This is a genomic window from Mobilisporobacter senegalensis, assembly GCF_003752155.1.
Taxonomy (GTDB): domain Bacteria; phylum Bacillota; class Clostridia; order Lachnospirales; family Lachnospiraceae; genus Mobilisporobacter; species Mobilisporobacter senegalensis.
Genome location: NZ_RJVG01000005.1, coordinates 274,112 through 295,682 on the forward strand (window position 1 = coordinate 274,112; position 21,571 = coordinate 295,682).

General features: G+C 35.1%; 23 protein-coding genes and 1 riboswitch. Of the genes, 2 read left to right on the plus strand and 21 right to left on the minus strand.

Translation table 11 applies throughout. The annotated features are described in order from the left end of the window. Positions 1 to 214: 214 nt before the first annotated feature. Positions 215 to 1,243, minus strand: a complete 1,029-nt coding sequence (locus EDD66_RS10275; protein WP_123609483.1) for a hypothetical protein — start codon at positions 1,241 to 1,243, stop codon at positions 215 to 217. A 724-nt stretch (positions 1,244 to 1,967) separates the two neighbouring features. On the opposite strand from EDD66_RS10275, the gene EDD66_RS19010 reads away from it, so the two are divergent. After that, positions 1,968 to 2,090: a hypothetical protein gene (locus EDD66_RS19010; RefSeq protein ID WP_408632109.1), complete on the plus strand. Its 123-nt coding sequence runs from the start codon at positions 1,968 to 1,970 to the stop codon at positions 2,088 to 2,090. Positions 2,091 to 2,184: 94 nt separating this feature from the next. Here EDD66_RS19010 and EDD66_RS10285 read toward each other — a convergent pair whose 3' ends face one another. The 19 genes from EDD66_RS10285 to EDD66_RS18450 all read right to left on the minus strand — a co-directional run bounded on the left by EDD66_RS10285 (position 2,185) and on the right by EDD66_RS18450 (position 18,625). After that, positions 2,185 to 2,979 (minus strand): S8 family serine peptidase, encoded by a 795-nt coding sequence (locus EDD66_RS10285; protein WP_123609484.1) that lies wholly within the window; start codon positions 2,977 to 2,979, stop codon positions 2,185 to 2,187. 117 nt (positions 2,980 to 3,096) lie between these two features. Next, on the minus strand, positions 3,097 to 3,759 hold the full coding sequence (locus EDD66_RS10290) for a precorrin-8X methylmutase (protein WP_123609485.1): 663 nt from the start codon (positions 3,757 to 3,759) through the stop codon (positions 3,097 to 3,099). A gap of 60 nt (positions 3,760 to 3,819) precedes the next feature. Further along, positions 3,820 to 5,199, minus strand: a complete 1,380-nt coding sequence (locus EDD66_RS10295; protein ID WP_123609486.1) for a cobyrinate a,c-diamide synthase — start codon at positions 5,197 to 5,199, stop codon at positions 3,820 to 3,822. Next, a complete protein-coding gene (cobK, locus tag EDD66_RS10300) occupies positions 5,192 to 7,186 on the minus strand; it encodes a precorrin-6A reductase (RefSeq protein WP_123609487.1) in 1,995 nt (664 codons plus the stop codon). Before cobK ends, EDD66_RS10295 begins: the two co-directional genes overlap by 8 nt. A 21-nt stretch (positions 7,187 to 7,207) precedes the next feature. Beyond that, positions 7,208 to 7,906, minus strand: coding sequence for a precorrin-2 C(20)-methyltransferase (cobI, locus tag EDD66_RS10305; protein ID WP_123609488.1), 699 nt, complete (start codon positions 7,904 to 7,906; stop codon positions 7,208 to 7,210). 14 nt (positions 7,907 to 7,920) lie between these two features. Next, positions 7,921 to 8,649, minus strand: a complete 729-nt coding sequence (gene cobJ / locus EDD66_RS10310; RefSeq protein WP_123609489.1) for a precorrin-3B C(17)-methyltransferase — start codon at positions 8,647 to 8,649, stop codon at positions 7,921 to 7,923. Next, complete coding sequence (gene cbiG, locus EDD66_RS10315; protein ID WP_123609490.1) at positions 8,646 to 9,710, minus strand: cobalt-precorrin 5A hydrolase; 1,065 nt, start codon at positions 9,708 to 9,710, stop codon at positions 8,646 to 8,648. The genes cobJ and cbiG overlap by 4 nt, the downstream gene beginning before the upstream one ends. Continuing rightward, positions 9,691 to 10,467 (minus strand): precorrin-4 C(11)-methyltransferase, encoded by a 777-nt coding sequence (gene cobM, locus EDD66_RS10320; protein WP_123609491.1) that lies wholly within the window; start codon positions 10,465 to 10,467, stop codon positions 9,691 to 9,693. The genes cbiG and cobM overlap by 20 nt, the downstream gene beginning before the upstream one ends. 12 nt (positions 10,468 to 10,479) lie before the next feature. Next, positions 10,480 to 11,628 (minus strand): cobalt-precorrin-5B (C(1))-methyltransferase CbiD, encoded by a 1,149-nt coding sequence (cbiD, locus tag EDD66_RS10325; RefSeq protein WP_123609492.1) that lies wholly within the window; start codon positions 11,626 to 11,628, stop codon positions 10,480 to 10,482. 20 nt (positions 11,629 to 11,648) lie between these two features. Further along, a complete protein-coding gene (locus tag EDD66_RS10330; protein ID WP_123609493.1) occupies positions 11,649 to 12,431 on the minus strand; it encodes a sirohydrochlorin cobaltochelatase in 783 nt (260 codons plus the stop codon). Between the two features lie 11 nt (positions 12,432 to 12,442). Further along, complete coding sequence (locus EDD66_RS10335; RefSeq protein ID WP_123609494.1) at positions 12,443 to 12,763, minus strand: energy-coupling factor ABC transporter substrate-binding protein; 321 nt, start codon at positions 12,761 to 12,763, stop codon at positions 12,443 to 12,445. 1 nt (position 12,764) lies between these two features. Beyond that, on the minus strand, positions 12,765 to 13,514 hold the full coding sequence (locus tag EDD66_RS10340) for an energy-coupling factor ABC transporter permease (protein ID WP_123609495.1): 750 nt from the start codon (positions 13,512 to 13,514) through the stop codon (positions 12,765 to 12,767). Between the two features lie 40 nt (positions 13,515 to 13,554). Then, a complete protein-coding gene (locus tag EDD66_RS10345) occupies positions 13,555 to 14,388 on the minus strand; it encodes an energy-coupling factor ABC transporter ATP-binding protein (RefSeq protein ID WP_123609496.1) in 834 nt (277 codons plus the stop codon). Continuing rightward, positions 14,385 to 15,191: a cobalt ECF transporter T component CbiQ gene (gene cbiQ, locus EDD66_RS10350; protein ID WP_123609497.1), complete on the minus strand. Its 807-nt coding sequence runs from the start codon at positions 15,189 to 15,191 to the stop codon at positions 14,385 to 14,387. Before cbiQ ends, EDD66_RS10345 begins: the two co-directional genes overlap by 4 nt. Before the next feature lie 153 nt (positions 15,192 to 15,344). Next, positions 15,345 to 15,555: riboswitch (cobalamin riboswitch) on the minus strand. A 116-nt stretch (positions 15,556 to 15,671) separates the two neighbouring features. Continuing rightward, entirely contained in the window at positions 15,672 to 16,097 is a 426-nt protein-coding gene (locus EDD66_RS10355) for a zinc ribbon domain-containing protein (protein ID WP_123609498.1), read from the minus strand. Between the two features lie 23 nt (positions 16,098 to 16,120). Next, positions 16,121 to 16,528 carry a hypothetical protein gene (locus EDD66_RS10360; RefSeq protein WP_123609499.1) on the minus strand — a complete coding sequence of 136 codons (408 nt, stop codon included), beginning with the start codon at positions 16,526 to 16,528 and terminating at the stop codon, positions 16,121 to 16,123. 220 nt (positions 16,529 to 16,748) lie between these two features. Beyond that, positions 16,749 to 16,985 (minus strand): DUF2249 domain-containing protein, encoded by a 237-nt coding sequence (locus tag EDD66_RS10365; protein WP_123609500.1) that lies wholly within the window; start codon positions 16,983 to 16,985, stop codon positions 16,749 to 16,751. A 75-nt stretch (positions 16,986 to 17,060) separates the two neighbouring features. Then, complete coding sequence (locus tag EDD66_RS10370; RefSeq protein ID WP_123609501.1) at positions 17,061 to 17,681, minus strand: SOS response-associated peptidase; 621 nt, start codon at positions 17,679 to 17,681, stop codon at positions 17,061 to 17,063. 248 nt (positions 17,682 to 17,929) lie between these two features. Next, positions 17,930 to 18,625: a DUF4870 domain-containing protein gene (locus tag EDD66_RS18450; protein ID WP_170164319.1), complete on the minus strand. Its 696-nt coding sequence runs from the start codon at positions 18,623 to 18,625 to the stop codon at positions 17,930 to 17,932. Between the two features lie 201 nt (positions 18,626 to 18,826). Between EDD66_RS18450 and EDD66_RS10385 the strand changes: the two genes are divergently transcribed. Beyond that, positions 18,827 to 20,542 (plus strand): ATP-dependent metallopeptidase FtsH/Yme1/Tma family protein, encoded by a 1,716-nt coding sequence (locus EDD66_RS10385; protein ID WP_123609504.1) that lies wholly within the window; start codon positions 18,827 to 18,829, stop codon positions 20,540 to 20,542. 110 nt (positions 20,543 to 20,652) lie between these two features. On the opposite strand, the gene EDD66_RS10390 is transcribed toward EDD66_RS10385, so the two are convergent. Next, positions 20,653 to 21,465 (minus strand): EcsC family protein, encoded by an 813-nt coding sequence (locus EDD66_RS10390; protein ID WP_123609505.1) that lies wholly within the window; start codon positions 21,463 to 21,465, stop codon positions 20,653 to 20,655. Between the last annotated feature and the right edge of the window lie 106 nt (positions 21,466 to 21,571).

The following is a 21,571-nucleotide window of genomic DNA, read 5'->3' on the forward strand; positions in this document are numbered from 1 at the left end:
ATAAGAATCTGGAACAAATTCAATTTCCTCATATTCAACTACCTTATTACCCTTTTGGTCAATTATAATTGACTTGATATTATCTTGTTCTTTAGCATAATCTTCTGAACCTTTTGCATATACTGGAGATTAGAAAGATAATAGTACACAACTTAATAAAAATAAACTCATTAATTTTTTCATAATTATAACCTCCTTATTATTTGCTAGAATTTTATTCACTTTTTGGAGTTACAATCGTTCTAAAAGTTGAAAATGGTGGCATTGTATACCTAAAATTTTTGTCATATGGTTTCGGAAAAGCTATTATCTGATAAGGTAATTTAGAATTAACTTTAGGTAATTTTAAATTTAAATATATACTTTTATTAGATGGAATTTTAACATATTTGACCAAACTTCCATCCTCAAATTCTGTTTGCTCCCAGCCTAAAAATGACACTAAGGCAAAATCCATATCAACATTATAAGAATTCCCCATGACTAACTCAACATTTTCTAAACTTTTACATGTCGGTAATGTCATAATTTTGTTATGAGCTTTTGTTAATTCCATTGTAAGTCCATTATTTCTGCCCATTTCATTATATGACTTGTCATATTCCAACGAAAACGATTTGTAATCAAAGTCACTCAAAAAAAGCCTCCATGAATAGAAATCTCTAGTTATGTGTAATTTAGCCCATTCATCTTTGTTGGTTATTGATAGCTCTGTAATATTGGGTTCTCTAATAATTATATATTCAAACTCGCGCGCGTTTAAATCCTTTAAGGGTAATTCAATATCAATATTCTTTTTGGCATCTCCTTTCAAAGAAAATGCATAAGAATCATATGTAACATCATCGACGTTGAATTTTTGCTGAACAAAATCGACCATAATAATTAATAAATAATTATTTTTACCTTGAACATTTTGTTGAAATTCAACTTGCCCCATAACTTTACCATTTTCAGGTTTTATTAATGATCCATTTTCTATAATTAGTTTTGTTTTTGAGTCATAAAACCCATTACTTGTCATTCCTTGCCCTAAGGATACTGTGCCATCAGAATTATATGAAAATCCACCTTCATTTTTTGGCCCCCCATTAACAACAGAATTCTTTACAAAAACATTTTTCTCTTCTTTACTAATATTGGAACCTATATTGTTTTTATAACTTATACTAACGATAAGGAATAATAAACAAAACGTAATAAAAAATCGAATTATATTTATTTTCTTAAATTTTATTTTCATAATCCACCAACCAATCTTATAAATACATATTATAATTAATTAAAATACACTTTATTACATAATTATTATTCCTCTTATCTGAATATAATTCAAATACATATAAATCATTTTTATACATCAATTGTAATTATTATGATATGAAAAGTAAATATAAAATATATACAAATATTAATTGAATGTTTTTGTTATATCTTGACAAATTTAAACATTTTTTGTAATTTTTTGATTCTTCTATTGTTTTATATTCTTTTACCTTTTAAAGTGTTCATTTTTATTAATAAAATATATTTCTTTTAAAAAAATACGCCTCGATGTCATGATATTACGAACCTTTTTATACAATTGTATTTAACTTATATTAACTGTCATTACAAAGGTAAGATTGTCTCTTCAAAAAGAAATTTAATGTAGGTTAGCAATATTTTAATTTCAGTATACATAAACATTACAAATCTATATTTGATTAAATCATTATATAATAGAATTATATCAGATAATTTGATCTATACTGTAACTTGCTGAAATTCATATATGTTTTTGTTGAAAATTAAAAAAATTTCTAACATAATGTTTATATTTTATCATAATAATGTTTATATTTTTTTATAATACTGTTTAAATTTATTATAATTGTCGACTGACACTTTTTCGCCATGGCTGATTTATTTGTTAAATCGTAGTTGATATAACTAAATATATATCTTTGTAATATATTGCCCATAGCATTGGATATAGAAATGTAAGTTACTTTGCAAAAATATTTAAAAAGTATTATAAAACTACACCCTTAAAATTCAGATGTTCTCATAATAAAAAATACATTTCCTATCCACCGGAAGGTTTATGAAAAAAAAAACAAAAGCAGTAAGTCTTTTACCGATAAAAAACTTACTGCTTCTGTGATTTTTATTAATTATAACAAGTTCTTTAATAAATACATTTTAGCTTATACCAAGCTTATTAATTAACATTGTTATATTATATAATGAACTTTCATTAAAAGATTGAATTTTACCTTCATAAATAATTTTCATTTGTGAGATTTCTAAAAAATCCATTGGTTTCGTCAACTCAGGTAATTTACTTTCGATTCTAAGTGGATATCTAACCTTAATATTTTTCAAACACGTTACATGGGTTCCATGTCCGGAAATATCAACGCTTGGAACAATTTCTAACCGCTCCGGAACAGTTCTTCTGGATAGTGCCTCATCAAGCATTGCTTTTGTATAAAGAGTTCCCACAGTATATCCTATGGGAGGCGTCCCAGGAATTGTCTGATCCCATAAATCCAATATTCTTGATGTTCCGTCTTCATTACGGAAATCAGGATGGGTATAATCAATTCCCGAATCGATGATTGCCACTAATACTCCGTCCCCGAATAAATCAAATTCTGCTGTTTGAACAGGATTAATACAGGAAGCTGCCCTTCCTGCACTCACTGCAAAAGTAAGACGTCTGGGCTTTTCTACAAATTCTATTTCCGGATAAGATATAAATTGCGCGATCCTTGACTGTGGAATGGTCACGGTTGCATATCCACTGATTAATTCTGTGATCTGAATCTGCATCTCTTCACGAATTCTGTTTATATCTCCGCTATATTTGACAATAAGCTCCCAACTATTATCCTCTTCAATATATCCCACATTAAGATCAGCTGACTTCTCTCGAACCTGATCATTCACATCAAGTGCCAGGTTAAGGTCATTACTCACTTTTCCACTATCCATATATTCACCCTTAAAATAATTCTCTGTTATAATATATGAAGAATAACAGTGGATATGTTCTATTAATGATACTTGACTCTCATTTGAACAAAGATAGTTCAATAAAAGGAGACTTTCCTATTTCGTTTGGTTTTCTTCATCTCTTAGTATATACAATAGTGCATTGCAGATGGCGGCAGCAACATTACTTCCTCCTTTTCTTCCTTTGGACACAATATAAGGTGTATCTCCTTTCATGATTAATTCTTTCGATTGAACTACATTCACGAATCCAACTGGAACTCCAATGACTAATTCAGGCTTTACTTTCTCTTCTTTAATCAATTCATAAAGCCTGATCAAAGCTGTAGGTGCATTCCCAACCGCAAAAATAATTTTTTTATCAAGTTTACTTGCTTTATCCATGCTTGCAACTGCACGGGTTGTCCCGGTAATTCTTGCAGTCTCTGCTACATCTTCATCACTCATAAAACAAAATACCTCACCACCGTATTTTGCCAATTCTTTTTTGTTAATACCGGATCTTATCATCTGTGTGTCCGTTACAATACATGCACCCTGAGTTATTGCTTCTAATGCTTTTTCTATTACATCTGTAGAGAAGCAAAGATTATCAAGGTAATCAAAGTCAGCTGTTGTATGAATCACACGTTTGATCACCGGCTCCAGGGATTTCTCTAAAGAAACATTTCCAAGCTCTTCTGATATGATTTCAAAGCTTCTTCTTTCAATATCTGCGGGCAGAACGTTTTCTAATTCCAAATATTTTTCATTTTTCATTTTTTATACCAAGTCTTTCAAAATTTCTTTTCATTTTTCAATTACTTCTTTATGCTAATATTATTCTTGCAGCCATTCCTGCCTGGACTGAGCACAAGCTGACAGGAATTGATAAGGCATATCTATATTACTATAATAATAAAGGTGTGGAAATCCGGCCAATATTCTGTCCTGACTCCAGATACATGGATATTCCCTCTTACGGAGAGGTTTTCTGGCAAGAAATGTTTCTCCATTGCTGGTACTATCCCAATAGTGAAATTCATGCCCTTTTATTTTCTCTCCCCGTTTTCCTATTACACAGTCTTCTTTTGTCTCAAGTTCTATATAGCCAAAACGCTGGAGTTTTTCTGTTCTGAATCCCTTCCCTTTTATAACCCCCACCATTTTTCTGTGAATTCCTGATATATCTTCAAGGGTATCCTGGAGATAAAGAAAACCACCACATTCAGCCAGACAGGGCATTCCTCCTGTAATTGCTTCTTTGATACATTCTTTCATGGAGAGGTTTGCTTCCAGTTCTTCTCCATAATTCTCCGGATATCCGCCCCCCAATAAAAGCCCGTGAATATGCTTCGGCAATTCCTTGTCATGGATAGGGGAGAAAAATTCAAGTTCTGCTCCCATTCTCTTAAGCAAGTCCAGATTATCTGCATAGTAGAAATTAAATGCTTCATCTTTTGCGACTCCGATCCGCACCTCCTTAGAAAGCTTCGGGATTATGAGTTCTTCATATTCTATCTCCTTCGCCTCATGGGCGATTTCCAGAAGAAGCTTCATATCAATATTCTTTCCTACTGCTTCTGACAGTTTTTCTATCTTATCATTGATTTTATGTATTTCATGGGGCTGTAATAAGCCCAAATGCCTGCTTCCAAGAAAGACATCTTCCATTTTTGGAAGATGACCTACTACAGGAACTTCCAATTCCCTCTCAATCATTTCCTTTAATTCAGGATATATGCCTTCCCCCACCTGATTCAAAATCACGCCTTTTATATTACTGTCAGTCCGGTATTCCATCATTCCTTTTATAAGGGCGATTAAAGATACGCTGGAACCTCTCCCATTCACGATCAGGATAACTGGTGTTCCAGTAACCTTTCCAATATCATAAGTACTTGCTTTTAGTGATATTCCTGCCAAACCATCGTAATATCCCATGACCCCTTCTAAGACAGCAATATCCATATCTTTTGTATTTTTAGCCAATAGATATCTGGTGGTGTTATCATCAGTAAAATAAGTATCCAGATTTGCGGTTTTCATCCCTAGTATCCTGCTGTGAAACATGGTGTCAATATAATCCGGACCGCATTTAAAAGAAGTCACTTTCTTCCCGGTTTTTTGCAGATATCGAAGCACTCCGCAGGTCACTGTTGTTTTTCCGCTTCCACTGCCGGGGGCTGCAAAAAGTATTCTGGGGATTGTTTTAACCATTCCTGTTTCCTCCTCCAAACGATACAATATAAACAGGATTATAAGCCTGCATCATATGATAATTTCCAGTCTTCCTGCTTTTGGATATATTGGTCTGGATTATATCCGGCTCCTTTATAATACCTTCTTTCACCAATTTCATGATTTCCGAGACCGTATCCAGGGAAATAGCATTTACAACAATTCGGACATTTTTATTTTTTCTCGTGACAGATTTTACAATCGATTCTAATTTTCCGCTGCTTCCTCCAATAAATACATGGGTAGGAGCTTCGAGACCTTCAAGGCACTCCGGTGCCATACCTTCTATAATGGTGCAATTATCTGCTTGAAATTTCCTCTTATTTTCCTCTATTAATGAAATTCCTTCTGTATTTTTCTCAATAGCATAAACGGTTCCGTCTTCACATCGAAGTGCCGCCTCCACAGACACAGAACCTGTCCCTGCTCCTATGTCATAAACGATGGAGTTTTTATCCAAACCTAATTTTTCTATGGATATTAATCTGATTTCCTGTTTTGTCATAGGAACTTTTCCCCGGGTAAATTCCTCATCTTCTATTCTTTGCTTTCTATGTCCGGCAAATATATTTTCAATATAAATAACTGCAAGATTCTCCGTGACCTGATTCACAAAATCTTTTGGCTTTCCGGTTAAGATTTTTTCCTCCGGATAGGAAAGTCTCTCTCCAACTGTAATATTCAGGTACTCCATTCCATACTCCAATAGTTTATGGCAGATTTCTGACACATCACTGGTACTTCCCAATAAGACACATATTTTTTCATTATTTCGTACTTTACTTATAATATTAAGTTCTTTCCCATGTTTGCTTAAAAATAGAGTATCTTCCCAAGGCACTCCTATCTTATTTAAAAAATAAACAGGGGTTGAAATTCCTGATACTGCAGTAATCTGGCAGGAATCCAACAAAGATGATAATCCCTTGGCTCCAGAAGAAAAACCCACATCTCCTGAAAAAGCAATTGCAATATTAGTATATTCCGGATGTGCTTTAATAAAGCGGACTATCTCTTCTTTTGTATAGCTGGAGTAAAATTCTTTATGAGATACGATACTTCTGCAAAGTGTAAGCATCCGGCTGGCTCCAATAATAACATCACTTTCTTCTAACGCTTTCACAGCTTCATAAGTAAGATGGTTCTTATTTCCCATCCCCATTCCGATCAAAGTGACCTTCTGCTTTGGCAAAACTCCGTATTTTTCTCTGAGAAATACCAGCACTTCTCTGTAGGACATGCTGTCTGTCTTTACTTTTGGTTCCATAGGCCGGCCTATTACAATCAGTTTTACACCTGCTCTCATGGAGGCTCTGTATTTTTCTAAAAATCCTCCGTTTGTTCCAGAGGATTTCGTTACAACATATGCAGCATGGATCATACGTATCTGAACATAATTAAATTCTTCTGAAAAAGGACCTTGCATGCAAAAAAGATTTTTTCCTTCAAATCCTATTTTACTGCATTCTTCCACTACAGATGCAACGGAGAGCACCCTTGCATAGCATCTTTCTCTATAGTTATCAAGGAGGGTATATTTATTAAGTTCCTTACTTCCTGTTGTAATAAGGATATTTCCTTCCTTATGCCTTAAATAGGCAACCGCACTTTCAATATCCGGTACGTGGATAATATCTGCTTCCTCTGCTGTACTGTTCTCCTCCCGGATAAGACGGATATAGGAAAATCCTGTTTCCTTGCATGCCTCTATAATATTGTCCGTCACTTCTACTGCATAGGGATGAGTTGCATCTATCACATATTCCGGTTGATGGGTTAGCAGATATTCTTCCATCTCTATTCTATTAAGACGTTTTGCACAGATATGAATATTATCTCCTTTTGGAAGAATGGATTCTCCATATTCCGTAGCAACGCACATATGAACACTTACACCTGAACCTTCTAAATACCCTGCAAGCTTTCTTCCTTCTCTTGTTCCTCCAAATACAACAATGCGATTCATCTGTACCACTCCCTTTTCTGCCTAATTATTTTCTTTTACGATAACAATAGTTAAATATCCACTATCTTCTCCTATGTCTTGTAACCTCTTATAAACTATTTCATTTTCCATACCGCAATTTGATATTCCATATATAGAATATTTATGAGATTTCTCTAATTCCAATAGAGCTTCTTTTAACTTGATCAGCTGCTTCCCTGATTTCATAAATATTTTTGTTCCCTTTAATAATATTGCTTCTTCCACATCATAGGAACCGGGTATAATATGTATTTCTTCCTTATTCTCACCCAGTGGAATATTAAGTACCCCTGCTGCCGCACAAAAGGACGGAATACCATTTATAATGTATGCTTCATATCCCTCTTTCACCATTCTCTGATGAAGATACATATAAGTGGAATATATGGTTGGGTCTCCTATGGTTAAAAAAGAAACCTTTTTCCCACTTTCTAATTCCTCTTTTACAGCCTTAAAAATCTCATCATGGGCTTTTTTTAGTATTTCTTTGTCTTTTATCATTGGAAAAGGAAGACAGATGATTTCTTTGCCTTCTATTTCCGGATAAATACCTGCCACTATATTATAAGCATGACATTCTTTTTTATGGGCAACAGGCAAAATAATGGTTTGGCTCATCTTGATCTTATTCAGTGCCTTCAGTGTTAATAGCTCCGGATCTCCCGGACCCACACCAACTCCATATAATATTCCGCTCATAGAATTCTCCTTATCTATCGGTATCCTCTCGGGGTCACCATGGAATTCCCGATTCTCCTGGTTTGAGAGTTACCTATATATACTGTAGTAAACATATCCACCTTCCGGGTTCGTAATTCTTTCAAGGTCATGATTTCACTTGTCTGACCTTCACGTCCAATATTTTTCACATATCCGCATATGGTTTCTGAATTTCTATGCTCTAAAATAATATCACAGGCTTTTTCCAGATAATCACTTCTCTTATGGCTGGAAGGGTTATAAAGACAGATGACAAAATCAGCTGCTGCACCAGAATGGAGGCGCTTCTCTATTGTTTCCCAAGGGGTAAGCAGATCACTTAAGCTGATCACTGCAAAATCATGAATCAAAGGGGCTCCTAATACCGCTGCACCGGAAGATGCGGCAGTAATACCCGGAACGATCTCTACGAAAACTTCTTTGTATTTCTCACCTAATTCCAGAATCAATCCGGCCATGCCATAAACACCAGAATCACCACTGCATACCATTGCAACTGTCTTTCCTTCCTGTGCTTTTGTCAGGGCAATCTCACACCTCTCTTTTTCTCTTTTCATAGGGGTGGTAATAAATTCTTTATCAGGATAATATTTTTTCACTAAATCCGCATACACTGTATAGCCTACAATGATTTCACTTTCATTCAGTGCCTGGGCTGCCTGTTCTGTCATGAACTCTTTGCCCCCGGGACCAATCCCCACTACATAAAGTTTGCTTTTCATAAGGTAACACTCCATTCTTTCATTGCCAGTGCTAATGTCATTCCATTGCCTTTTGTCTTGTGTAATATAATTTTCCCGTGGTTGCTTGCTAACTTAGCCGCCCGTTCACATACATTGTCTACACCTGTTATCCTGCTTACATAATCTGATCTCTCATATTCACCCTCGGCCTTCATCAGTTCCTCACTGCCATAGGTAAGAAAAGGAACTTCCAGTTCCCTGGAAATCCTAAGCAGACACTCCTCTTCTCTTTTTATATCGATACTTGCAATATTAATAACAGATCTGATATCGATTCCTTTTTGTCCTAATTGCTCTAATATAAATTGTTTTAACTTATCTTCACTGGTTGATTTTTTACATCCGATTCCGATACTGATGACTTTTGGTATCAGATGAAGGCTTTTTCCTTCCATTTCAGGAGTATTCACTGTTACAAATGGTGACACATAGATACCGAACTGTTCTGAAGTTTCTTTTCTATTTGCCAATTCCTCAGGCCAGTCTCCTTTTATTATGGTATCTGCATGTAAAAATACTTTTTTGTCATTAAGAATTGCAGCTGATATTTCTTTGGCTAATTCCCTGTCTGTAATCAAGAGCTGATTCTTCTTTGCGAACAAATCTACCGCAAATACACAGTTTAAATCTGTGGCAGTGGTAATCACTGGATTTCCCTGAAGCATATCTGCCAGATAATTTGTAAGTTCATTGGCTCCCCCGAGATGACCTGATAGAAGGGAAATGATATTCTTCCCATATTCATCCATCACAACAACTGCAGGATCCCTGTATTTATCTCTGACAAAAGGAGCAATACCCCTTACCGCGATTCCGGCCGAAGAGATAAAAATAATAGCATTCCTTTGGATATACTGTGTTTTGACCCACTCAGACAGTTCATCTGTCACTATCTCAATCCTGGAATCTGTTTCATGATCGGCCGGTAAATATTTTCCTTTATAATATCCTCTTGCTTCATTGGTATCGCTTATCATATCTAAAAGCTTGTTAAGAAGTCTATAGCCCCTGGAAGTGAAACTAATCAGGCTGATTTTCATCTAACATCCTTCCCTTTCTATATTCCGTAGTAAAACACTCATCATACAACCTGGAATATTCATAAACATCTCCAAGTACTTCCCCAATTACAATCAATGCTGTCTTTTTAATATTTTCTTCCTCTGCTGTTTTTGCCAATTCCTTTAACTTGCAAAAACATACCTTTTCCTCCGGCCAGGTTGCTTTATATACAATTGCAGCCTTCGTATCTTCAGGATATCCCCCTGCCAGCAATCTTTGTTGCAGCTCAAGGAGCATTCCGGCACTTAAGAAGATAACCATTGTTGCCTGATGCGCTGCAAAAGCTTCAATACTTTCTTTCTCAGGTACAGATGTTCTTCCTTCCATTCTTGTAATGATCACGGATTGGGATATTCCGGGAAGTGTGTATTCTGCCGATAATGCTGCCGCTGCACCGCAGAAAGAACTCACACCGGGACATATCTCATATGGGATTTTCCTCTCTTTTAACATATCTATCTGTTCTCTGATTGCTCCATATAAGCAAGGATCCCCCGTATGCAGCCTGACTGTCATCTGTTGTTTATGTTCGGCCTCCTCCATAGTTTCAATTACTTCCTTCAGGGTCATGAATGCACTATTATAAATCTTACAATCCTCTCTGCAATCATTTAATAACTCAGGATTTACTAAAGAACCGGCGTATATGACAATATCCGCACTTTTAATAAGTTCCAATCCCCTGACAGTTATTAAATCTTTTGCTCCGGGACCTGCTCCTACAAAATAAACCATACTGCACCTCTTTCATATTCCATGATACTTGATCAATTCATCTGCCAATTTACTTTTACCTAAAAATCCTCTTTTTTCAGAAAACAGAATAACTCCCACTTTCAGTTCCTCACCGGCTCGATTTTTGATTACCTGATCGATTTTTTTTAGGATACTGGACATCGTGTCCTCGCAAATCTCATGTTCAACCAGAATATCCAGTGCCTGCTCTGTTGTAATGCAATTCATAATTTCCTGTATTATCTGTTTTGATGCGCCACATAATGCTGCGTGGACACCAATGATTTCAAATCTTGCATCTGCTACTTTGGAATGGGTATTCATAATGCCTCCGCTAAGTTTTACAAGCTTCCCAAAGTTTCCCACAAACAGCAGACTCTCAAAAGAACAACTGGCAGCCAAATCAATGGTTTCACCAATATAATTACTGCATTTTACAATATCATTACTATTTATCTTTAAATCCTTACGGATATATTCCATTCCATAGTTTCCCGGAGAGACCAGCAAATGTTTTTTCCCTTGTGCTTTTGATACCTTTAGTTCCGTCTCAATGGTATCTATGAGAGCCTTATCGCTCATAGGTTCCACAATTCCACTTGTTCCAAGAATTGAGATGCCTCCTTTGATACCAAGTCTTGGATTAAATGTTTTCTTTGCTATTTCTACACCTTCCGGTGCTGAAATTTCTACCATAATTCTGCCTGCATAATCTGCCTGCATACAAACAGTTTCTACTGCCCTTTTTATCATCTGCCTTGGTACCTTATTAATTGCAGGACTGCCTATCTCCTGTTCCAGACCTGGCTTTGTTACCGTACCAATACCTATTCCGCCTGTAATAAATACTCTTTCTTCCCCGGGTATCTGACTGCCTCCCAAAGAGACCTTGGCAAAGATACGGATCCCATTGGTAATATCCGGATCATCTCCGCTGTCTTTTATTACAGAGCAGGTAACGATACCTATTGATTCTTCTATCTCAGTAGAATCAATAGGTATCGTTACCTCAATTCCTTTCGGTGTTATTAAAGGAATACATTTATACTCTTTTTCCAATAGCAGCATACTGGCAGCGGCAGTTGCTGCTGCCGCTGCACAGGTTCCTGTAGTGTATCCGCACTTAAGTTTTTTCTGGTTCTTGTTAATATAAAGGTCCATTGCTACTCCTTTAATTTCCTCTATTCTGCTTTAGTCAGAATCTCATCCAAATGTTTGATATATCTGTCCCTGATTGGTTCATACTCACCAATTCCCTTTAAAATACAATCAGTAATATATCCTGCTGCTGATAATTTAGAAGAAAAAGAATCTTCTTCTCCCGCCATATCATTGACCGCATGCTCTCCTGCAACAAACATAAACGGAGCCAGTACGATCCTCTCCCCTTTTCTGCAAGTCAGTTTATCCATTACATCCTCTATAGTAGGTGTACCTTCTACTGTTGCAATGTACACTTTATTTTTTCCATGACTGCGAAAGCATGCTTCTAATCTGGAATACGCTTCATTGGCTTCATGGGTTGTACCATGCCCCATAAGGATTAAAATATCATCTCTCACAATAGGAGTTAATTCTTCCCATATTCCCTTGACCGTTTCGTCAAAGTCTTCCTTTGTATCCAGTAGCGGACTGCCTATCTTTAATACCTGAAATTCACCTGAAAACTTCCCTGCAATTTCTTTCATCTTATTATTTTCAATTCCATCAATAATATGAGTGGGCTGGATATATGCATGGGTAATGCCGTCCTTCTTCATCTCTATTAAGGCCCCTTCTATATCCGGAATTTCAATGAAATCCCTTGTTTTTAATATTTTCCGAATCATATCACTTGAGAATGCCTGATAACATTTTGCCTTAGGATATTTCTCTCTTACATGTGAAAATATCCCATCAATATTCTTTTCTCTCGTTTCTTTGTGACTGGATCCAAAACTGACCATTAGTATACCTTGTTGCATAAATTTCTTCCCTACGCTGCGCCTTTCTGTTCATCTTCCTTATGTTTACGTTCTACAAAACGTCCCATAGTAAAAGCAATGATTCCTACCCCAATACTTGATTGAAGGCAGAATAGCAAGCTTTCCACTTCTCCTGGAAGTTCTCCGTCAATCCATGTTTCCAGGACTGGCGTAAACCATGGTTCATATCCTCCATTTATTTCTTCAATCATTTTACTTCCTGCATCGTCAGAACCTCCAAACTCAGCACCTTTCAGAAGGAATAGAGGAACAAAAGCCATGAGGATAATAACTACGGATAAAATAATAACTGTTTTTTTATTTTTACTCATTTTAGTTCACCTCCTTTAAAAAACCGATGGATTTTAATTCTGGTTTTGCATAGGTTTCTAATGCAATCATAATGATTACGGTTATGATACCCTCAATAATTGCAAGAGGCAGTTGTGTAGGTGCAAAAACTCCTAAAAATTTAACGGCAGAAGCCATCACTCCACCATCTTTAGATGGATACGCAAGAGCGAGCTGCATACTTGTAATACAATATGTAAATAAATCTCCCAGACAGGCTGCTAAAAAAATACTGACTTTTCTATTAAGGTTACATTTTTTACATACATAATAAATTCCGTAGGACAAAAATGGTCCTGCAATTGCCATGGAAAAAGTATTTGCCCCAAGTGTTGTCAATCCTCCATGAGCTAATAAAATTGCCTGAAAGATTAGTACGATCATCCCTAAAACTGCAACAGGAGCAGGACCAAACAATAATGCGCCAAGGCCTGTTCCTGTCATATGGGAACAGCTGCCTGTTACAGATGGAATCTTTAGTGAGGAAATCACAAAAATAAATGCACCAGCCATGGCAAATAATGTTATGGATCTCCTGTTTTCCTTAATTGTATTTTTCATGAAAATACTACCCATTATCAAAAATGGAAGACTAATTGCGCCCCATGCAATACAATACTTAGGCGATAAATATCCCTCCATAATATGCATGGCATTTGCTACAGGGGTTATGCACAGCATAAGTCCCATTGCAGTGGCAAATAAAACTAACTTCTTTTGCTTCTTTGACATTTTCTTCTCTCCTTAACTAGTTTTTGTTAATATGACTCAACTAATTACTTTTTGACAACAGTCCATAAAGCTCATCTATCGTCTTGGGATAGGAATTCTCTGCTTTTAAGAACTTTTTGTTAACTAACATTTCATATATATCTAATAAAACAGGCCTTTTCAAATTTGCTGCTTTTATAATTTCATCATTTTGAAATATTTCATCCGGTGGAGCATCAGCAATGATCTCACCTTTTGAAAACACTAATATACGTTCTGCCCATCGATAAGCAAAATCTACATCATGGGTAGATATTAAGACTGTTTTTCCTTCCTTCTCCAACTTTTTCAATACCTCTTCCAGCATCTGCTGATTCAGTGGATCAAGAGATGCGGTCGGTTCATCAAAAATTATCACTTCCGGTTTCATGGCTATAATATCCGCAATACTGACCCTTTTTTTCTCGCCTCCGCTCAAATAGTGAGGAGGGCGTTCTTCAAAGCCAATAAGATTCATATAATCCAGTGCTTCATAGACCTGTTCTTTTACTTTCTCTTTCGAAAGTTTTAAATTCATTGGTCCAAATGATACCTCTGCCAATACGGTAGATGCTATAATTTGATTATCCGCATCCTGAAAAACAATTCCCACTCTTTTTCTTAACTCATTTCGATTCTTCTTATCTATTTTTGTATCTCGATAATAAATATCTCCCGTTTCATGGATCAATACTCCATTAATATTCAGAAAAAAAGTTGATTTTCCGGAACCGTTAGCTCCCAGTACCGCAATCTTTTCTCTTTCAAATATGTCCAGGTTCACATCTTTTAAAATTTTCTCATGATTATCATAGGAATAAGATAAGTCTGTTATCTTTAAAATAGGTTGTTTCACACTACAATCCCTTCTTCCATTTCCGTAAATAGTTTGATTAAAATAATAATTATTATAAATAATGCCCCCATTAGGATCTGCCTTGTTTCAACAGGTTTGTCTTCTTTCAGAAAATGCATCTCTCCTTCATAGCATCTTGCTTCCATTGCATCGTAATACATTCCTGCTTTCTTTAGTGAAATGATCAACAGACTGCTCATGGAGTTACCAAAGGTGAAACAAGCTGTTTTAAAATCCCGGTATCCCAGCCTTGATTCTGCCGAATTTCTGATCCTGTACTGGACATCCATTAGAATAAATATGTACCGGTATATCATACTCATTAATTCTGTAATAAGCTTTGGCACGTGACTTTTACAAAGTACCATAATGATATCGTTTACCGGGGTGGACAATGTCAGCATATACATCCCGCTGATTGCACCAAAAGCTTTCACTATGACTCTTACAGCAGTAAGTATACTTTCTGAAGTAACATAAAAATAGAAATAGTGAAAATTCATGAAATAATCTCCAGTGGCATGTTTACTTATACTAACACCAATAGGAAGGCTTCCTAATATGATAAATGCAAGAGGGACTCGCAAAAGGGCAAGATAATCCTGAAAATGGACATTTCCCTTCCTTACCGTCAAATAGCCCATCCCCAGGATAATGGCAGCTGAAACATATATATTATCCGCAATAATACATATGAGTAATATACTTACTGATAACAGCACTTTAAAAGAAGCGTTCCACATACGAAGAGGTGACAAATATGCATAATAATCAATGGAGTATCCTCTGGGGTGCTTTCTCATGTTTATACCATCCTTCACAAAGAGGAACCGTTTTTCGTAAACTAAAAAAACGTCCTTTGAATAGTGTGTAGAAATTGATTACACACTATCAAAAGACGCAATTATAGACAGAAAATGTTCTTTTAAAATCACTAATTATCATCCGTAATCAGTGTATAATCAAAGTAAATGGCAGGTCTTCTGACTTAGGCATCCATGCTATGTTTTCCTTCCCACATATTTCTATGCAGTGGCTTTACAATATAATTGTCAAACACAGCTCTTCCATTACAGCGGCGGGACCGTATAAGATTTTCACTTATTTCCCTATTATCCTGATCCCATGAATAATCATGTATCAGGCACCAATTTACCAAAATATTTAATTTAAGTATTAGTAGTTTACCATAGATTGAATATAGAAGTCAAACTTTATAACAATTACCCATATAGAAAATAGACTGTCCCCATATCGTCAAAATCTGGTGACAGTCCTTTTCTTTAATTCTCTATAACTTCAGTCTCAATCACTTCGTCTTCAATCACTTCAGCTACTTCAGTCGTTGCTTCAGGGAATTCTAATTTAGCACCACAGCTTGGACAATATGTAACTCCTTCGCTAATCTCGCAACTACAATTTGGACATTTTTGAACCCCTTTAATATTACTTATGTCCACTTTTAATTCTTCGATTTTAGAAAATGCATTACTAATTATTTCAAATTGAGGTGCATAAATATTATCCGCCTCCTCCTTATGTAATTCGTAATAGGATTTTCCTATTTCAATATATGTTTTATTTATAATTTCTTCCTGGCTGTTAATCTGTCCATTTAAGCTTACGATTTCTGCCATTTCTTTTGCTTTTTTCACAACATCTTTACTTTTATTAGATAATGCTTCACCCATTTTATTAAAAAATGCCATACTGATAAATCCTCCTCATATCTTTACATGTGCTTATTAATAATGTTATCCATAAATTTAGATTTTATAGTTCCCATAGTTAATGCATTAAAACCTGATATAATCAATATTAGATCTCGTAAAATAACTAAAACGATTCTGGCAAGTTGATCTAAATTCAGCGGAACTTCAATCCTAAATGGAGTAATCCATCCAAATATTATATCTAATGAATCAAATACATTCTGAACCATTCCCACAGCCAAATATAATATGTTAAAGACAATGATCATTATTACCATTTTAACTGCTGTTTTTTTAAGCCATTCATTATCCTCCATAAGTAATACATAACCTGCCAGTAAAAATGCCGGTATGATACTAAGAGCTCCCAAAAAATATAATGCTGCACCTACCAATCCTACTGATATTCCTAATTTCGTTTTTTGCATAAATAACCTCCTAATTTGTATTAAATTCATTTTATACCATATTTTAGCAAATTTCAACATTGAATTGGAATTATTTCTTACCTATTATTTAAATTATACAGATTTTAATTGATATACTGCTAATATGACTCATTAAAATACCCACAAGAAAAATCCACAAACCAATAAATCTGACTTGTGGATTTTTATATCATTACTTTATATTCCATATTTCATGATTTTATTTAACTTTAGATATAGCGACTCTCCAGACTTCCGGACCTTCTTCCAGGTATTCCCATTCAAATTCTCCCTCTTTCTCTATCATAAATTGATATTGGAGTGGTTTGGGATCATGGTCATTGATCAATTCCATTTTCTCACCAGGTTTCAAGGCATCAAATGTACCTAAAATAGTAGGATGCTTATCTTTTGGTGCATATTTACGTGCATCTACCTGTGAAGTAAATTCTGACATATTCTTATCTCCTTTCAAGATTTATAAAGATTAGTATATCTATAAATTCTGAAACCACTATGATTCAAATCACATTTATAAAAAATCAAAAGTCATCTGTTCAAATTCTTCCTTCCCTTCATCTCTTACTTCTTCTCTTTTCAGATCATCAGGAATCAGGTTCAAAAAATCTTTTGTTAATTCTTCTTTCATGATCCAGTCTCCAATCTGTTCCTTCTTCAGAATTAAAGGCATTCGATTATGAATATCACTCATGCAGGAATTGGCATTGGTAGTAAGGATCACAAAACACTCTTTATCCTGATACTTGTTATAAATCCCAGCCATATAAATAGTATCCTGTGCAGAGTCAGTGAAATAATATTTTTTCTTACCTCCCAGCTGGTTCCATTCATAAAACCCGTTGGCAGGTATGACACACCTTCTATGAATTATACTGTCTTTAAACATATTCTTTTCATAAACAGTTTCACTTCTGGCATTTATTATTCTATTTCCTTTATGAAAGCCGGGCATTCCCCATGACATTATTTTAGGAACAATCCCGCCCTTCTTAGCAACCAGTATTGGAACATTTTCAGATGGATATATTTCTCCTGTCTTCATCGAGGGAGCATCCAGCTGACTTTGGATTCTTTGTATTATTTTTTGGATCTCTGAGGATGTTTCTTCAGCAATATAATATCTCCCACACATATTATCTCCTCTAAACTTTCATATCGTTGCAAATTTTAATAAAAGAACAAACTTTTTAAAATTACAAGCTTTTCTCTATCATACCATATAATGAACATTTATATTATAAACTCGTATCCGTAATATGAAAAATATTTTTCTCTGGAAAATCCTGTGATTTATTACATATAATTAGGACTACAAGATTCTCACCTTATAGCCCCGGTTTTAGTCACTTTTCTTAATTTTAATCAATAAAACATATAAAATTATTTAATGATCTGTATTTCACCAATGACAGGCAATGGGTTTTGTTCCCCTTTACTGGCATTTATCATACCTATAACCATCAATACAAATATCGCAAGGCCATAGATGCTAAAGATAAAAGAAAGAAATCCTAAAAAACTAAGAGGTAGTATCATTTCCAGTATAATTTGAACAATTTCTCCCCCAATGGCAGCTAAGAAGAGAACGAGCCCCTGATTGGCATGAAACCGTCCTGGTTTCGAATTAGGACAAACAATAAGTGGTAAGAAAAATAAGATTCCTAAATAGGAAAGTATGAAAACAGCTTTATGATTCTGCATCTCTTCTCCGGTTGATGCATCATTGAGTTCTTTTTTATTCTGATTATTATGTATCTTCTGATTCTCTTTCTTGGGCTCTTCCTTTACTTCCTGCTCTTCTTTTATTTCCTTCTCTTCCCGTTCTTCTTCTACTTTCTGTTCTTCTCTTACTTCTTGTTCTTCTTTTACTTTCTGCTCTTCTTTTACTTCCTGTTCCACTTCTTTTTTCTCAAGGTTTTCTTTCTCTAACTCCTTTGTTACCAGCACTTCAATTTTTACTTCTGTTTCATCCCCTTGGTTTTGTTCCACTTCTTTGCTATCTCCGGTATCCACAGTAATATCTTCCTTTTTATTGTCGTCTGATTTATTATCTACGGGTATGTCCTTTGTCTCCATAAATATCCTCCTTTATATTATTCTATCCAAGATTATAACTTCTCTCCTAATTTTATGTTTTAAATATCTATCCTATGTACGATTAAATAACAAAATATATTTCATGATATCCTTGCCAGAAATTATACATAGAAATTTTTTTCGAAAAGAGTTACAATTGATACATAAACTTAGGGCTTAATCAAACAATGGAGGTATTTCATGAAGCGAATTCATCTGATTATCCTGTCTTTTCTAATTCTGCTTATAGTAGGACTAGTGGGTAATTATTATTTAAATAAACCAGATCCGGAAATGTCCTACCCCTCTTTTATAAATGCGGTAGAAGAAAATAAGGTAGATACGGTGACATTTGGAAATAACAGTGATACTTTTAAAGCAGAGTTAAAATCTGACTCTGACACTTCTTATAGGGTTCCAAATCCAAAAACAGAAGATTTTATAGAATTTTTATTAATTCATGATATTAAAGTTAATTATGGTCAAAACAACGTATTTGCAGATATATTAAAACTCCTATTTATAGTTGCCATAATTGGAGGAGGATTCTATTATATCCGCAGTGGAGGAAATACCCAGCTAATAAATAATGCCAATAAGAAACCAAACGGTAAATCTCTTATAACGTTGGATCAGGTAGCCGGAAATGTAGAAGCCAAATATATGGTTGAAGATATTATCAACTTTATTAAAGAGCCAGAAAAATATGCTTCCATAGGTGCAAGAATGCCGAAAGGATTACTACTGTATGGACCTCCCGGTACTGGAAAAACTCTTATGGCTAAAGCAATTGCCGGAGAAGCAAATGTGCCGTTTTATGCCATGAGCGGTTCTGATTTTGTACAAATGTATGTAGGTGTTGGAGCCAGCAGAATCAGAAATCTATTTAGCAAAGCTAAGAAAAGTGAGAAGGCAGTCATATTTATCGATGAAATTGATGCCATAGGTAAAAAAAGAGCGAGAAATGCTTCGGCAAGCAATGATGAACGTGATCAGACATTAAATGCATTGCTTACTGAAATGTCAGGTTTTCATGAAAATACAGGAATCGTTGTAATCGGTGCTACCAACAGACTGGACACCTTAGATGAAGCACTGCTGCGTCCAGGCCGGTTTGACAGACAGATAGAAATTGGACTTCCAGATGTAAACTCCAGAAAGAAAATATTATCTTTACACGCAAAGAAAAAGCCACTTTCAGAGGATGTGGATTTAGATGCACTTTCAAAATCTACCGTATATTTTAGTGGGGCAATGCTTGAAAACCTCTTAAATGAGGCTGCAATCTTTGCTGCAAATGATGACAAAAATGTAATCCGCCAAGAACATATTGATAAAGCATTTTATACAGTGATTGCAGGCGCGCCAAAAGCAGATCGTAGTTATATTACAGTCCAGGATAGAAAGGTAACTGCATATCATGAAGCAGGCCATGCTCTGGTTACCTCATTATTATTACCAGAACATTATATCTCAAAAGTAACAATCATTCCAAGTGTTCGAGGTGCTGGAGGTTTTAATTTGAGCATACCTAAAGATACTATGTTTCAAACCCAGAGACAAATACTTTCCAATATTCAAGTCTTATTAGCCGGCAGAGCTGCAGAGGAAATTATCTTTGGTATTGATGAAATTACTACGGGAGCAAGCAATGACATTCAAAAAGCTTCTTCTTCCATTGTTGATTATATTAATAAATTTGGTATGGATTCTGACATGGGGCTATTTAGTATGGACGTTTTAGAATCCAGCCATGATAATGAATTAATCAGCAAATGCAGAGAACTAATGAATAAATTGTATGAGGAAACGAGAAGCCTTTTGGAATCAAACCTAGATCGGCTGGAACAGATAACCGAAGAATTATTAGAGAAAGAATCCTTAAGCGGAGAAGATATTGAACGGATTTGTGCATAGGATAGTAGTGTAGTTTAAGAGTAATTTTAAAATAACACAATAGAAGGAGCTGTCCTGAAAATATGAATTGAGGGCAGCTCCTTCTATTGTATGATTAAGTATCAGAAAAATCAGGTTAATTTACCGGAAGATTCCTTTTGTTTCTTTATATAATATCTCTTTTTATATTTTATAGCAGCGAACCTGCTGATCCTACGGATTATATTATAGTTTACAATACCACCTACTGCTCCAACAAAAGGAATTCCCTGAATAAATTTTGCGGTCAAAAGTGCATCAGATAAGATACTTGCCGTAGCTTTCATCTGTTCTTCCAAATCAATGTCTGTAATAATATTATTGTCAATATTATCACCTGATTCATCTATCCTGCGATTCCATTCTTTCTGTCTTTCCCCTTTTGTCATGGCACCGCCAATCACTAGTAGAATATATTCTTTCTCCTCATCCGTATCATAAGAATAACCATAGCTTAATGCTATCTCATAAATTCCTTTCATGATCAGTGACAAGAAGAGAGGAATATCAGGTAACCCAATACCAAATAGACCAAGAACACCACCTTCTATTACAGAAATGGAGGAGTTCATCATTTGGGACTGATTTGCATACCGGTCCAGGCGGTTTATATACTTTCTGCTTGAACTTTTATCAATGGCATAATTGTTTAAATCGTACTCTAATTGTATTTTATCTCTATTATAAGTTTTCTCTATATAGATATTACCTTTTTTGAAAACCAGCCAGAATCCTTTATAAAACGCTGTCTCTAAAGTGGATTTTAATTTACCTGGAATATAACCTTGAATTTTATCTACAACTGGATTAATTGTGGATTTTACAAAAACATTCTCTTTCTGATTTAATAATTTATGTTCTTCTTTTTTTATCTGTTTCATCTGTTTATTAATTTGTTTATTCATAAAGCTAATCTCCTTTCAAGCCATTGCTCTATCATTGGAAACTTAACATAGTATTGTTTATGATATATATAATAAGTAATCAGATTAACTATAGCACAACTTCCTT

What these genes read in the sequence shown, in the direction of transcription:
- cobK (WP_123609487.1), bottom strand. Translation starts at nt 7,186, where the DNA reads ATGAATCGCATTGTTGTATTTGGAGGAACAAGAGAAGGAAGAAAGCTT.
- EDD66_RS10355 (WP_123609498.1), bottom strand. Translation starts at nt 16,097, where the DNA reads ATGGCATTTTTTAATAAAATGGGTGAAGCATTATCTAATAAAAGTAAA.
- EDD66_RS10340 (WP_123609495.1), bottom strand. Translation starts at nt 13,514, where the DNA reads ATGTCAAAGAAGCAAAAGAAGTTAGTTTTATTTGCCACTGCAATGGGA.
- EDD66_RS10295 (WP_123609486.1), bottom strand. Translation starts at nt 5,199, where the DNA reads ATGGTTAAAACAATCCCCAGAATACTTTTTGCAGCCCCCGGCAGTGGA.
- EDD66_RS10290 (WP_123609485.1), bottom strand. Translation starts at nt 3,759, where the DNA reads ATGAAAAATGAAAAATATTTGGAATTAGAAAACGTTCTGCCCGCAGAT.
- EDD66_RS10330 (WP_123609493.1), bottom strand. Translation starts at nt 12,431, where the DNA reads ATGCAACAAGGTATACTAATGGTCAGTTTTGGATCCAGTCACAAAGAA.
- EDD66_RS10275 (WP_123609483.1), bottom strand. Translation starts at nt 1,243, where the DNA reads ATGAAAATAAAATTTAAGAAAATAAATATAATTCGATTTTTTATTACG.
- cobI (WP_123609488.1), bottom strand. Translation starts at nt 7,906, where the DNA reads ATGAGCGGAATATTATATGGAGTTGGTGTGGGTCCGGGAGATCCGGAG.
- cobJ (WP_123609489.1), bottom strand. Translation starts at nt 8,649, where the DNA reads ATGAAAAGCAAACTTTATGTAGTGGGGATTGGTCCCGGGGGCAAAGAG.
- EDD66_RS10390 (WP_123609505.1), bottom strand. Translation starts at nt 21,465, where the DNA reads ATGAATAAACAAATTAATAAACAGATGAAACAGATAAAAAAAGAAGAA.
- EDD66_RS10365 (WP_123609500.1), bottom strand. Translation starts at nt 16,985, where the DNA reads ATGTCAGAATTTACTTCACAGGTAGATGCACGTAAATATGCACCAAAA.
- cbiD (WP_123609492.1), bottom strand. Translation starts at nt 11,628, where the DNA reads ATGGACCTTTATATTAACAAGAACCAGAAAAAACTTAAGTGCGGATAC.
- EDD66_RS10360 (WP_123609499.1), bottom strand. Translation starts at nt 16,528, where the DNA reads ATGCAAAAAACGAAATTAGGAATATCAGTAGGATTGGTAGGTGCAGCA.
- EDD66_RS10335 (WP_123609494.1), bottom strand. Translation starts at nt 12,763, where the DNA reads ATGAGTAAAAATAAAAAAACAGTTATTATTTTATCCGTAGTTATTATC.
- cbiG (WP_123609490.1), bottom strand. Translation starts at nt 9,710, where the DNA reads ATGAAAATCAGCCTGATTAGTTTCACTTCCAGGGGCTATAGACTTCTT.
- EDD66_RS10285 (WP_123609484.1), bottom strand. Translation starts at nt 2,979, where the DNA reads ATGGATAGTGGAAAAGTGAGTAATGACCTTAACCTGGCACTTGATGTG.
- cbiQ (WP_123609497.1), bottom strand. Translation starts at nt 15,191, where the DNA reads ATGAGAAAGCACCCCAGAGGATACTCCATTGATTATTATGCATATTTG.
- EDD66_RS18450 (WP_170164319.1), bottom strand. Translation starts at nt 18,625, where the DNA reads ATGGAGACAAAGGACATACCCGTAGATAATAAATCAGACGACAATAAA.
- EDD66_RS10370 (WP_123609501.1), bottom strand. Translation starts at nt 17,681, where the DNA reads ATGTGTGGGAGATATTATATTGCTGAAGAAACATCCTCAGAGATCCAA.
- EDD66_RS10385 (WP_123609504.1), top strand. Translation starts at nt 18,827, where the DNA reads ATGAAGCGAATTCATCTGATTATCCTGTCTTTTCTAATTCTGCTTATA.
- cobM (WP_123609491.1), bottom strand. Translation starts at nt 10,467, where the DNA reads ATGGTTTATTTTGTAGGAGCAGGTCCCGGAGCAAAAGATTTAATAACT.